General features: G+C 71.7%; 10 protein-coding genes. 4 read left to right on the top strand and 6 right to left on the bottom strand.

The window, feature by feature from the left end; translation table 11 throughout:
- Positions 1-89 precede the first annotated feature (89 nt).
- Both ACFVYR_RS32985 and ACFVYR_RS32980 read right to left on the bottom strand, forming a co-directional pair.
- Positions 90-1388, bottom strand: coding sequence for a citrate synthase (locus tag ACFVYR_RS32985; protein WP_355819913.1), 1299 nt, complete (start codon positions 1386-1388; stop codon positions 90-92).
- A gap of 202 nt (positions 1389-1590) precedes the next feature.
- Positions 1591-3828 carry an ATP-dependent RecD-like DNA helicase gene (locus tag ACFVYR_RS32980; RefSeq protein ID WP_384259332.1) on the bottom strand — a complete coding sequence of 746 codons (2238 nt, stop codon included), beginning with the start codon at positions 3826-3828 and terminating at the stop codon, positions 1591-1593.
- Between the two features lie 330 nt (positions 3829-4158).
- On the opposite strand from ACFVYR_RS32980, the gene ACFVYR_RS32975 reads away from it, so the two are divergent.
- Positions 4159-4698, top strand: a complete 540-nt coding sequence (locus tag ACFVYR_RS32975) for a DUF937 domain-containing protein (protein ID WP_384259334.1) — start codon at positions 4159-4161, stop codon at positions 4696-4698.
- A 90-nt stretch (positions 4699-4788) separates the two neighbouring features.
- Here ACFVYR_RS32975 and ACFVYR_RS32970 read toward each other — a convergent pair whose 3' ends face one another.
- The 3 genes from ACFVYR_RS32970 to ACFVYR_RS32960 are packed head-to-tail and all read right to left on the bottom strand — an operon-like array spanning position 4789 to position 7939.
- Positions 4789-5625, bottom strand: coding sequence for a sugar phosphate isomerase/epimerase family protein (locus ACFVYR_RS32970; RefSeq protein ID WP_384259336.1), 837 nt, complete (start codon positions 5623-5625; stop codon positions 4789-4791).
- Positions 5622-6782 (bottom strand): dihydrodipicolinate synthase family protein, encoded by a 1161-nt coding sequence (locus ACFVYR_RS32965; protein ID WP_384259338.1) that lies wholly within the window; start codon positions 6780-6782, stop codon positions 5622-5624. Before ACFVYR_RS32965 ends, ACFVYR_RS32970 begins: the two co-directional genes overlap by 4 nt.
- A complete protein-coding gene (locus ACFVYR_RS32960; RefSeq protein ID WP_384259341.1) occupies positions 6779-7939 on the bottom strand; it encodes a Gfo/Idh/MocA family protein in 1161 nt (386 codons plus the stop codon). The genes ACFVYR_RS32965 and ACFVYR_RS32960 overlap by 4 nt, the downstream gene beginning before the upstream one ends.
- Before the next feature lie 134 nt (positions 7940-8073).
- Here ACFVYR_RS32960 and ACFVYR_RS32955 point away from each other — a divergent pair, with 134 nt between their 5' ends.
- Positions 8074-9123 (top strand): LacI family DNA-binding transcriptional regulator, encoded by a 1050-nt coding sequence (locus ACFVYR_RS32955; RefSeq protein ID WP_384259343.1) that lies wholly within the window; start codon positions 8074-8076, stop codon positions 9121-9123.
- A gap of 25 nt (positions 9124-9148) precedes the next feature.
- Here ACFVYR_RS32955 and ACFVYR_RS32950 read toward each other — a convergent pair whose 3' ends face one another.
- Complete coding sequence (locus tag ACFVYR_RS32950) at positions 9149-10708, bottom strand: PLP-dependent aminotransferase family protein (RefSeq protein ID WP_384259346.1); 1560 nt, start codon at positions 10706-10708, stop codon at positions 9149-9151.
- A 28-nt stretch (positions 10709-10736) separates the two neighbouring features.
- Here ACFVYR_RS32950 and ACFVYR_RS32945 point away from each other — a divergent pair, with 28 nt between their 5' ends.
- A complete protein-coding gene (locus tag ACFVYR_RS32945) occupies positions 10737-11336 on the top strand; it encodes a LysE family translocator (RefSeq protein WP_384259349.1) in 600 nt (199 codons plus the stop codon).
- Between the two features lie 55 nt (positions 11337-11391).
- Positions 11392-12192: a sugar phosphate isomerase/epimerase family protein gene (locus ACFVYR_RS32940; protein WP_384259351.1), complete on the top strand. Its 801-nt coding sequence runs from the start codon at positions 11392-11394 to the stop codon at positions 12190-12192.
- Positions 12193-12354 lie beyond the last annotated feature (162 nt).

The raw sequence follows: 12354 nt of genomic DNA, 5'->3' as shown, positions 1-12354 counted from the left end.
GGAATCCGCACCGGGAAAAAGGGAAGCGCCCCGACCGTCGACCCGTGGGGGGATCGACGGCGGGGCGCTTTCCGCTTTGCCGGGGAGGGTCAGCGGCCCTCGACCGGGACGAAGTCGCGCAGGACCTCGCCCGTGTAGATCTGCCGGGGGCGGCCGATGCGCGAACCCGGCTCCTTGATCATCTCGTGCCACTGGGCGATCCAGCCCGGGAGGCGGCCGAGCGCGAAGAGCACGGTGAACATCTCGGTCGGGAAGCCCATCGCGCGGTAGATGAGGCCCGTGTAGAAGTCCACGTTGGGGTAGAGCTTGCGCTCGACGAAGTAGTCGTCGGCCAGCGCGTGCTCCTCCAGCTTCAGGGCGATGTCGAGCAGCTCGTCGGACTTGCCGAGCGCCGAGAGGACGTCGTGCGCCGCCGCCTTGATGATCTTCGCCCGGGGGTCGAAGTTCTTGTAGACGCGGTGCCCGAAGCCCATGAGCTTCACGCCGTCTTCCTTGTTCTTCACCTTGCGGATGAAGGTGTCGACGTCGCCGCCGGAGGCCTGGATGCCTTCCAGCATCTCCAGGACGGACTGGTTGGCGCCGCCGTGCAGCGGGCCCCACAGGGCCGAGATGCCGGCCGAGATCGAGGCGAACATGTTCGCCTGCGAGGAGCCGACCAGGCGCACGGTGGAGGTCGAACAGTTCTGCTCGTGGTCCGCGTGCAGGATCAGGAGCTTGTCGAGCGCCGAGACGACGACCGGGTCAAGCTCGTACTCGGCGGCGGGCACCGAGAAGGTCATGCGCAGGAAGTTCTCGACGTAGCCGAGGTCGTTGCGCGGGTAGACGACCGGGTGGCCCTGCGACTTCTTGTACGCGTAGGCCGCGATCGTCGGAAGCTTGGCGAGCAGGCGGATCGTCGAGAGGTGACGCTGCTTCTCGTCGAACGGGTTGTGGCTGTCCTGGTAGAACGTCGACAGCGCGCTGACCACGGACGACAGCATCGCCATCGGGTGCGCGTCGCGCGGGAAGCCGTCGTAGAACCGCTTGACGTCCTCGTGCAGCAGGGTGTGCTGCGTGATCTCGTTCTTGAAGGTGGCCAGCTCGTCGACCTTCGGCAGCTCGCCGTTGATCAGGAGGTACGCCACCTCGGTGAAGGTGGAGCGCTCGGCCAGCTGCTCGATCGGGTAGCCGCGGTACCGGAGGATGCCCTCTTCACCGTCGAGATAGGTGATGGCGGATTTATAGGCGGCGGTGTTGCCGTAGCCGCTGTCCAGGGTCACCAGACCGGTCTGGGCGCGGAGCTTCCCGATGTCGAAGCCCTTGTCGCCGACGGTCGACTCGATCACCGGGTAGGTGTACTCGTCGTCGCCGTACCGCAGTACTACACCGTTGTTAGCGTTCTCGCTCACGTCATCCCTCACCGACGTTGTGCCTCTTCTTCGAGGTGCCCTGACTGTCTCTACCATCCCCCATTTGGCCCTGGAGAGTGCACTCGGGGTCGACCATTGGGCCAATTGGCGGCACTCAGTGCCGCCAACCTGCTCATCCTGCCCCCTTCGCCCCGGTTCCGGAAACCCTGTGTGAGGTTTCCGACTCGTTTGATCGATCAAATCAGCCGGGAACGGCTCCGCGGCGCCCGGAAAGTCGGAAATCCAGGGCCGTGCAGCGCCTCCCCGCGGAGACCGTGCGCACTGCCTGTCCCAGAGCCTTGCGCGAACCGACGAGGACGACCAGCCTCTTGGCGCGCGTCACGGCCGTGTAGAGCAGGTTCCGCTGGAGCATCATCCAGGCGCCGGTGGTGACCGGGATCACCACCGCCGGATACTCGCTGCCCTGGGAGCGGTGGATCGTCACGGCGTACGCGTGCGCGAGCTCGTCCAGCTCGTCGAAGTCGTAGGGGACTTCCTCGTCCTCGTCGGTGCGGACGGTGAGCCGCTGTTCGTCGGGGTCGAGGGCGGTGACGACGCCCACCGTGCCGTTGAAGACGCCGTTCTGCCCCTTCTCGTAGTTGTTGCGGATCTGGGTGACCTTGTCGCCGACGCGGAAGACCCGGCCGCCGAACCGCTTCTCGGGCAGGCCGGGCCGCGCGGGCGTGATGGCCTGCTGGAGGAGGCCGTTGAGGTTCCCCGCGCCCGCGGGGCCGCGGTGCATGGGCGCGAGGACCTGCACGTCGCGGCGCGGGTCGAGGCCGAACTTCTGCGGGATGCGGTGCGCGGCGACGTCCACCGTCACGCGGCCCGCGTCCTCGGTCTCGTCCTCGACGAAGAGGAAGAAGTCCTTCATGCCCTGGGTGATGGGCGGGACACCGGAGTTGATGCGGTGGGCGTTGGTGACGACGCCCGACTCCTGGGCCTGGCGGAAGATGCGGGTGAGGCGGACGGCGGGGACCGGGCTGCCGTCGCTGAGCAGGTCCCGCAGCACCTCGCCCGCGCCGACGCTCGGCAGCTGGTCCACATCGCCGACGAAGAGCAGATGGGCGCCGGGCGGCACGGCCTTCACCAGCTTGTTGGCGAGCAGCAGGTCGAGCATCGAGGCCTCGTCGACGACGACCAGATCGGCGTCGAGCGGCCGGTCCTTGTCGTACGCCGCGTCTCCGCCGGGCCGCAGTTCGAGCAGGCGGTGCACGGTGGAGGCCTCCGCGCCGGTGAGTTCGGCGAGGCGCTTGGCGGCGCGGCCCGTGGGGGCGGCGAGGACGACCTTGGCCTTCTTGGCGCGGGCCAGCTCGACGACGGAGCGGACCGTGAAGGACTTGCCGCAGCCGGGCCCGCCGGTCAGGACGGCGACCTTCTGGGTGAGCGCGAGCCGGACCGCCTCCTCCTGCTCGGTCGCGAGCTGGGCGCCGGTGCGGGCCGCGAGCCAGGCGAGCGCCTTGTCCCAGGCGACGTCCCGGAAGGCGGGCATGCGGTCGTCGTCGGCTCTCAGGAGGCGCAACAGCTGGCCTGCCAGGGAGAGTTCGGCACGGTGGAAGGGGACCAGGTAGACGGCGGTGATGTCGTCGCCGCCGTCCGGTCCCGGGAGCGTCTCGCGGACGACGCCCTCCTCGTCACCGGCCAGTTCGGCGAGGCAGTCGATGACGAGGCCCGTGTCGACCTGGAGGAGCTTGACCGCGTCGGCGATGAGCCGCTCCTCGGGGAGGAAGCAGTTGCCCTGGTCGGTGGATTGTGAAAGGGCGTACTGGAGACCGGCCTTGACGCGCTCGGGGCTGTCGTGCGGAATGCCGACGGACTGGGCGATGCGGTCGGCGGTGAGGAAGCCGATGCCCCAGACGTCGGCGGCGAGGCGATAGGGCTCGTTCTTCACGACGGAGATCGACGCGTCGCCGTACTTCTTGTAGATGCGCACGGCGATGGAGGTGGATACCCCGACCCCCTGGAGGAAGACCATGACCTCCTTGATGGCCTTCTGCTCCTCCCAGGCGGCGGCGATCATCTTCGTCCGCTTGGGGCCGAGCCCGGGCACCTCCACGAGCCGCTTCGGCTCGGTCTCGATGACGTCGAGGGTGTCGACACCGAAGTGCGTGGTGATCCGGTCGGCCATCACCGGGCCGATGCCCTTGATGAGGCCTGAGCCGAGATAGCGGCGGATGCCCTGGATGGTGGCGGGCAGCACCGTCGTGTAGTTCTCCACCGTGAACTGCTTGCCGTACTGCGGGTGGGAGCCCCAACGGCCCTGCATCCGCAGGCTCTCGCCGACCTGTGCGCCGAGCAGCGCGCCGACGACGGTGAGCAGGTCGCCCGCGCCTCGTCCGGTGTCGACGCGCGCGACCGTGTACCCCGTCTCCTCGTTGGCGTACGTGATGCGCTCGAGGACCCCCTCGAGCACCGCCGTCGCCGCAGCTGGACTCGCCATGATCCGACGCTACCGCCCGGCACCGACAGCGCGGTGGGCCTGTGGACAACTTCACGGGCGCCGAATCGTTGCGCGCGGACCGGCTCCGGGCGCAGGGACCTTCGAAGGGGCCCGGTCCAATGGACCGGGCCCCTTCGGGTTCCCCTCCCCTGCCAGAACTTCTCGATCCCCCCGGATCGCCTGGATCCCCCCAGATCCCGGATTCCCCCCACTGAAGCCCTGACTCCATGTACGACACGCGTGGTGCCCGAAGGGTTGCACGGCGTTGCGGAAAATTTTCAGAGCGGTTTCCAGATGCTGACAAAGCGGGGCGCACGTAGCGTTTGACGCATGAGCGATGAACCTCGGTCCTTCGAGCAGGACGTGCTGCACGAGCTGGGCGACGACAAGCTCCAGGAGATCGCAGGCCTGCTCGGCACGGACGCGTCCGGTGCCCAGGAGGTCGTGGGTACCACGGCGTCCGCGCTCTCCGGGAACCTCCAGGACAAGGCGGCCACGGCCGACCCCTCGGAGGCCGAGGAGATGCGTCAGGCCGTCGCCGAGGTCGGCGGTGCGCCCGCACCCGGCGATGCGCCCCTCCACGGGGTGGCGTCCTTCGGCGGCCTCGGCGGTCTCGGCGGCCTCGCGGGCGGCGGGATGATGTCCGGTGTGCTCGCCAGGATGAGCAAGCCGGTCGCCAACGCGGTCGCCAAGAAGACCGGCCTGCCCGTGGCGACGGTCACGCGCGTGATCGAGATGCTGATCCCCGTGGTCCTCGCGGTGCTCTCCAAGCGGGCGGCGGGCAAGAAGGCCTCCGGCGGGGCGGGCCCTTCCGCGTCCTCCGGCGGGCTCGGCGATCTGCTGGGCCAGATCCTGGGCGGCAGGAAGTAGCCGCCTCCGGCCACCGGAACTCCGACCACCAGAACTCCGGCCACCGGAAGAAGCGGCCGCACCGCGCCCGCGCATGCGCGCACCCGCGCCTCACGCATGCGCGCAAAAGCGCTCCGCCGTCTCCCTCAGCACCTCGCCCCCGTCGCGCGCCCACAGCGCCTCGTTGAAGATCTCCACCTCGATCCGGCCCCGGTACCCCGCGCCGTCGACCATCTCGCGGAACGCCCTGAAGTCCACGCTGCCGTCACCGAGCTGCCCCCGCCCGAGCAGTACGCCCGCGGGCAACGGCGTGATCCAGTCCGCCAGTTGGAAGGCGTGCAGCCGGCCGCCCGCGCCCGCCCGCGCGATCTGCGCGGGCGCCCGGTCGTCCCACCAGAGGTGGTACGTGTCCACGACGACGCCGACCTGGTGCGCGGGGAAGCGTTCCGCGAGGTCGAGGGCCTGGCCGAGGGTGGAGACCACACAGCGGTCGGCCGCGAACATCGGGTGCAGCGGCTCGATGGCGAGGCGCACGCCCCGCTCCTGGGCGTAGGGCCCGAGGACGGCGAGCGCGTCCGCGACGCGCTCGCGCGCGCCGGTCAGGTCCTTGCTGCCGGGCGGCAGGCCGCCCGAGACCAGGACCAGCGTGTCGGTGCCGAGGGCCGCCGCCTCTTCGACCGCCGCGCGGTTGTCGTCGAGGGCACGCGCGCGTGCCGCCCCGTCGGGGCCGGTGAAGAAGCCGCCCCGGCACAGACTCGTCACCGTGAGCCCGGCGTCCCGCAGCAGGCGGGCGGTGCGCCCGACCCCGTACTCCTGGACGGGCGCGCGCCACAGCCCGACCGCTGTGACGCCCTCCTTGACGCAGCCCGCCGCGAGTTCGGGGAGCGACCACTGCTTGATCGTCTCCTGGTTGAGGCTCAGCCGGGACAGCGGCACCGGTGTGCTCATTGGGGGACTCCGTGGACGGTGAGCAGGGAGCGCATGCGGGCGGCCGCGAGGGCCGGGTCGGGGAAGAGGCCGAGTCCGTCGGCCAGTTCGTAGGCGCGGGCGAGGTGGGGCAGCGAGCGGGCCGACTGCAGGCCGCCGACCATGGTGAAGTGCGTCTGGTGCCCGGCGAGCCAGGCCAGCAGGACGACACCGGTCTTGTAGAAGCGGGTGGGGGTCTGGAAGAGGTGACGTGACAGTTCCACTGTCGGGTCGAGGAGTTCGCGGAAGCCCTTCACGTCGCCGGTGTCCAGGGCCCTTACGGCCGACGCGGCGAGCGGTCCCAGCGGGTCGAAGATGCCGAGCAGGGCGTGGCTGAAGCCGTGGTCGTCCCCCGCGATCAGCTCCGGGTAGTTGAAGTCGTCCCCCGTGTAGCAGCGCACGCCGTCGGGCAGGCGGCGGCGCAGGGCGATCTCGCGGCCGGCGTCCAGGAGCGAGACCTTGATGCCGTCGACCTTGTCGGGGTGGGCGGTGATGACCTCCAGGAAGGTGTCCGTGGCCGCGTCCAGGTCGGCCGAGCCCCAGTAGCCCTCAAGGGCGGGGTCGAACATCGGGCCGAGCCAGTGCAGGATCACCGGCTCGCGGGCCTGGCGCAGGAGGTGGCCGTACGTCTCCAGGTAGTCGTCCGGCGAGGTGGCCGCGGCGGCGAGTGCTCGGGACGCCATGAGGATCACGCGGGCGCCGGCCGACTCGACGAGGGCGAGCTGCTCCTCGTACGCGGCCCGTACGTCCACAAGGGAGGCCCCCGGCGCCAGTTGGTCGGTGCCGACGCCGCACGCGATCCGGCCGTCGGCCGCCTTCGCCTCGGCAGCCGACCTGCGGATCAGTTCGGCTGCTGCCGGCCAGTCGAGGCCCATGCCGCGCTGGGCGGTGTCCATGGCCTCGGCGACACCGAGGCCGTGCGACCAGAGGTGGCGGCGGAAGGCGAGCGTGGCGTCCCAGTCGACGGCGGCGGGGCCGTCCGGGGAGACGTCCGCGCAGGGGTCGGCGACGACGTGGGCGGCGGAGAAGACGGTGCGGGAGGCCGGTGGGCCCGCGGGCGTGAGCCGCAGCGGGTCGGCGCGGGGGGTGTACGCGCGCGTGCCGCCGTCCGCGGCCGGGAGCAGGACGGGGGTGCTCACAGCGTGATCTCCGGTACGTCGATGCGGCGGCCCTCGGCGGCGGACTTCAGGCCCAGCTCGGCGAGTTGCACGCCGCGCGCGCCGGCGAGGAGGTCCCAGCGGTAGGGCGCGTCGGCGTACACGTGCCTGAGGAAGAGCTCCCACTGCGCCTTGAAGCCGTTGTCGAACCCTTCGGAGCCCTGGTTGTCGGGGACTTCCTGCCACTGGTCGCGGAAGGAGTGGGTGGCGGGCAGGTCCGGGTTCCAGACGGGCTTCGGCGTCGTACTCCGGTGCTGTACGCGGCAGTTGCGCAGGCCCGCGACCGCCGACCCTTCCGTGCCGTCGACCTGGAACTCCACGAGCTCGTCGCGGTTGACGCGGACGGTCCAGGAGGAGTTGATCTGCGCGATGGCGCCGCCGTCCAGCTCGAAGATGCCGTACGCGGCGTCGTCGGCGGTGGCGTCGTAGGGCCTGCCGTCCTCGTTCACGCGCCGCGGGATGTGGGTGGCGGTGAGCGCCTGGACGGTGCGGACGCGGCCGAACAGTTCGTGCAGGACGTACTCCCAGTGCGGGAACATGTCGACGACGATGCCGCCGCCGTCCTCGGCGCGGTAGTTCCAGGACGGGCGCTGGGCGGGCTGCCAGTCGCCCTCGAAGACCCAGTAGCCGAACTCGCCGCGCACCGACAGGATGCGGCCGAAGAAGCCGCCGTCGATGAGCCGCTTCAGCTTGAGCAGGCCCGGCAGAAAGAGCTTGTCCTGGACGACGCCGTGCTTGATGCCGGCGTCCTCCGCGAGGCGGGCGAGCCCGAGGGCGGCGTCGAGCCCGGTGGCGCTCGGCTTCTCGGTGTAGACGTGCTTGCCCGCGGCGACGGCCCGCTTGATGGCGTCCTCGCGGGCCGAGGTGATCTGCGCGTCGAAGTAGATGTCGACGGCCGGGTCGGCGAGGACCGCGTCGAGGTCGGTGGAGACGTGCTCCAGACCGTGCTGGGCGGCGAGCGCGCGCAGCGCGTGCTCCCTGCGGCCGACGAGGACGGGCTCGGGCCACAGCACGGTGCCGTCGCCGAGGTCGAGGCCGCCCTGTTCGCGGAGGGCGAGGATCGAGCGGACCAGGTGCTGGCGGTGGCCCATGCGTCCGGTGACGCCGTTCATGGCGATGCGCACCGTCTTGCGTGTCACGACAGTCCCTCCGTAGGTGCGTAGCAAGCGCTTTCTACCCAAGGGCAAGCTAGCCTGCCGGACAAGGTGGCGACAAGGGCTTCGGTCGCGGGCGTGGCGGAAGTCGACGAGACGGGTGACCGGAGGACGACGAGATGACTGTGACCCTGGCGGATGTCGCGGCCCGCGCGCAGGTGTCCCCCGCCACCGTCTCCCGCGTGCTGAACGGCAACTACCCGGTCGCCGCCGCGACCCGCGAACGCGTCCTGCGCGCCGTGGACGACCTCGACTACGTCCTGAACGGCCCCGCGAGCGCGCTCGCCGCGGCCACGTCCGACCTGGTCGGCATCCTCGTCAACGACATCGCGGACCCCTTCTTCGGGATCATGGCGGGGGCCGTGCAGTCCGAGATCGGCGGACCCGGCGGGCGCGCGGGCGGCGAGCGGATGGCCGTCGTCTGCAACACCGGCGGCTCCCCCGAGCGCGAACTCACCTACCTGACGCTCCTGCAGCGCCAACGCGCCGCGGCGGTCGTCCTCACCGGCGGTGCCGTCGAGGACCCCGACCACGCCTGCGCCATCGCGGGCAAGCTGCGGCGACTCGCGGAGGCGGGGACCCGGGTCGTGCTCTGCGGCCGTCCGCCCGCGCCGGACACGGCCGCGGTGGCACTCACCTTCGACAACCGCGGCGGCGCCCAGCAGTTGACGGAACACCTCCTGAGCCTCGGCCACCGGCGCATCGGCTACATCGCGGGCCCCGAGGAGCGCACGACGACCCGGCACCGCCTGGAGGGCCACCGCGCCGCGCTCGCCGCCCGCGGCATCGAGGACGACCCGGCGCTGACGGTCCACGGCCCCTACGACCGCCGCTCCGGCTACGACGCCACGGACGAACTCCTGCGCCGCGCCCCCGACCTGACGGCGGTCGTCGCCGCCAACGACACGGTGGCACTCGGCGCGTGCGCGGCCCTGCGCGACAAGGGCCTGCGCATCCCCGACGACGTCTCGGTGGCGGGCTTCGACGACCTCCCCTTCAGCATCGACGCGGTCCCCGCACTGACGACGGTCCGCCTCCCCCTGCACGAGGCGGGCGCACGGGCGGGCCGCATCGCCATGGGCAAGGAGAACGGGCCTCCCGGTGGGGTGGCGACGGTGCACGGGGAGTTGATGGTGCGGGGCTCCACGGGGGCGCCGGCGGCGCGGTAGGGGCCGCCCGCACCCTGGCGGGCGGCTACCCGCCCCGCACCACCCTCCCCAGCACCCCCACCCCCTCCTCGATCTCCGCCGTGCCGCTCGCCGCGTAGCCGAGGACCAGGCCCGGGGGGTGCGGGAGTTGGGTGTGCCAGGACAGGGGGTGGGTCTTCACACCGTGGTGGAGAGCCTGCGTGGCGAGGGTCGTGTCGGTGCCGGCGTACGTGTGCTCGTACGTGTGCTCGTCGAGGGTGAGCATCAGGTGCAGGCCCGCCGCCGCCCCGTGCACCACCGCCCCCGGCAGATGCGTCCTGATCGCCGCGATCATCGCGTCCCTGCGCCTGCGGTGGTGTTTGCGGATGAGTCGCAGGTGGCGTTCGAGGGCGCCGGAGTCCATGAGGTGGGCGAGGGTGAGCTGGGGCAGGGCGCCACTGCCGAGGTCGATGAGGCGTTTGGCGTCGACGAGGGCCTCCCGGTGGGCGGGCGGCGCGAGCAGCCAGCCGAGGCGCAGGGCGGGCGCGAGGAGTTTCGAGACACTGCCCGCATAGCAGACGTGGTCCGGGAGCAGGGAGCGCAGCGCCGGTACGGCGGGGCGGTCGTAACGGTGTTCGGCGTCGTAGTCGTCCTCGATGACCAGGCCGCCGTCGCGGGCCCACTCCATCAGTTCGCGGCGCCGTTCGCCGCCGAGGACGACACCGGTGGGGAACTGGTGGGCGGGGGTCAGCAGCACGGCAGGGACCCCGGTGGCGCGCAGCACGTCGACGCGGATGCCCTGGGCGTCGACCGGCACGGGCGGGGTGCCGAGCGGCCGCAGGTGCTGGCGTACGCCGAGTGATCCCGGCTCCTCGACCGCCACCTGCGAGATCCCGTCGGCGTGCAGGACGTCGACGAGCAGCCGCAGCGCCTGGGCCGTGCCGTTCACGATCATCACGTCGTCCGGCGCCGCGGGGATCCCCCGGTTGCGGGAGAGCCAGCGCGCGACGGCGGCTCGCAGGGCCGGGGTGCCGCGCGGATCCCCGTACCCGAAGTCCGACGGCGTGAGTCCGGCGAGCACGGATCGCTCGGACCGCAGCCAGGCCGCGCGCGGAAAGGCGGAGAGGTCGGGCAGCCCCGGCGACAGGTCGATGCGGGCGGGCGCGGCACGGATGGCGTCGAAGACGCCGAGGTCGGGAGGGGCGGTGAAGAGGCCGGCAGGGGGTGGGGGCGGCTCGTCACCCGTACCGCGGTACGGGTGAAAGCCCGCACCCTGTATGGGCGTTGCTGGGCCCGGCACCCCGAGCGCCGCGTGTGGCGCGGCCACCACCACCGTGCCGCCGCGCCCCCGCCCCTCGACCTGCCCGTCCTCGGTGAGCCGCCGGTAGGCCTCCGTGACGACGCCTCGGGAGACGCGCAGGTCGGCGGCGAGGGTGCGGGTCGCGGGGAGCCTGCTGCCGACGCCGAGACGGCCGTCGGCGATGGCGCCCCTGATCTGCCGGGTCAGCCAGTCGCAGAGCCCGCCCCTGGGTGCGTCGGCGGCGTTGAGCTGCAACCAGTCGGAGGTGGCAACGGGGACGTCCGCGGTTATGGACCGGTCGGAAGGAGATCCAATGGACCTGTTCATGGAGCCATTGTGACGTCAGGGTCGAGCCATGGAATTCCTCCTCACCTCCCTGGTCGTCTGCGTGACACCGGGCACCGGCGTCCTTTTCACGATCGCGGCGGGACTCTCCCGCGGCACCCGCGCCGCGGTGATCGCCGCCGTCGGCTGCACGCTGGGCGTCGTCCCGCACATGGTGGCCGCGATCACCGGCCTCGCCGCGCTCCTGAACACCAGCGCGGTCGCCTTCCAGACGCTCAAGTACCTGGGCGTGGCCTACCTGCTGTACATGGCGTGGAGCACGCTGCGCGACAAGAGCGAGCTCACCGCCGAGCGGGAGAGCGAGCCGCGCTCGGCGGGCCGCACGATCCTGACGGGCGTGCTGATCAACATCCTCAACCCGAAGCTGACGCTGTTCTTCTTCGCGTTCCTGCCGCAGTTCGTGAGCGCCGACGAGCCGTACGCCTTCCTGCGCATGACGGAACTGAGCGCGTACTTCATGCTGATCACGTTCGTGGTCTTCGTGGCGTACGGGCGGTTCGCGGCGGCGATGCGCGATCAGGTCATCTCGCGCCCCCGGGTGGTGAGTTGGATGCGGCGTACCTTCGCGGTGGCTTTCGCGGCGCTGGGCGCGCGGCTGGCGTTCCTCTGACGCGCCGACGTCGTGCGGGGTTGACCGGTCCGGGACGCCGCCTACTGTCGGGACCATGAAATTCGCCTTCTCCACCCTCGGCGTGCCCGGCCTCCCCGTACCCGACGTGCTGCGGCTCGCCACCACCCACGGCTACCACGGCGTCGAGCTCCGCGCGCACCCCGAGGAGCCGGTGCACCCGGGGCTCGGGCCGGCCGAACGGGCCGACGTGGCCGCCGGGTTCAAGGCCGCCGACGTGGAGATCCTCGGTATCGCCGGGTACGCGCGCGTGGCCGCCCCCGGCGACGACGGGCCGGTCCTCGACGAGATCCGCTCCCTCGTCACCCTCGCCCGTGACCTGGGCGCCCCCTTCGTCCGCGTCTTCCCGGGTGGCGGCACCGAGCAGAGCACGGCGGAGGCCGACGCCACGGCCGCGAGGCGGCTCGGCACGGCCGCCCGGTACGCGGCCGACGCAGGCGTACGCATCCTCCTGGAGACCCACGACTCGCACCGCACGGGTGCCGACCTCACGCGCGTGCTCGGCACCGTCGGCCACCGGCAGGTCGGCGCGCTGTGGGACCTGCTGCATACCTGGCTCGGCGGCGAGTCCGTCTCCGCCACGTTCGCCGCGCTCTCCCCCTACCTCGGCTACGTCCAGGTGAAGGACGTCGCCTCACCGGACGACACGACGCCGCTGCCGCTCGGCGCCGGGGCGCTGCCGCTCGCCGAGTGCGTGTCCCTGCTCGGCCGGGAGAACTGGGAGGGGTGGCTGTGCTGGGAGTACGAGAAGCGCTGGTACGGGGAGGCTGCGCCGCTGGAGGGGTTGCTGGGGCCGGGCCGTGAGCTGCTCTCCCGGCTGGTGAGCGGCTCCTTCTGAGCCTTCCGCAGGCACGAGCGGGACCGCCGCTTCGCGGCGAAATGGGCGGGTGGGTGGGTACCTCCCCCCGCCTTCCGTCCGCCGGTACGAACAGGCCCGCCGCTTCGCGGCGGATGTAGGGTGCGGCCAAAACCCACACAAACCCACCGCAAAACCCACGAT

The sequence above is a fragment of the Streptomyces sp. NPDC058284 genome (assembly GCF_042881135.1).
Classification (GTDB): domain Bacteria; phylum Actinomycetota; class Actinomycetes; order Streptomycetales; family Streptomycetaceae; genus Streptomyces.
Note: the sequence above shows the minus strand (reverse complement) of the source record. Positions and strands in the feature narration are given on the sequence as shown.

Coding starts and splice junctions, on each gene's coding strand:
- ACFVYR_RS32980 (WP_384259332.1), bottom strand. CDS start 3,828: ATGGCGAGTCCAGCTGCGGCGACGGCGGTGCTCGAGGGGGTCCTCGAG.
- ACFVYR_RS32975 (WP_384259334.1), top strand. CDS start 4,159: ATGAGCGATGAACCTCGGTCCTTCGAGCAGGACGTGCTGCACGAGCTG.
- ACFVYR_RS32970 (WP_384259336.1), bottom strand. CDS start 5,625: ATGAGCACACCGGTGCCGCTGTCCCGGCTGAGCCTCAACCAGGAGACG.
- ACFVYR_RS32955 (WP_384259343.1), top strand. CDS start 8,074: ATGACTGTGACCCTGGCGGATGTCGCGGCCCGCGCGCAGGTGTCCCCC.
- ACFVYR_RS32950 (WP_384259346.1), bottom strand. CDS start 10,708: ATGAACAGGTCCATTGGATCTCCTTCCGACCGGTCCATAACCGCGGAC.
- ACFVYR_RS32945 (WP_384259349.1), top strand. CDS start 10,737: ATGGAATTCCTCCTCACCTCCCTGGTCGTCTGCGTGACACCGGGCACC.
- ACFVYR_RS32940 (WP_384259351.1), top strand. CDS start 11,392: ATGAAATTCGCCTTCTCCACCCTCGGCGTGCCCGGCCTCCCCGTACCC.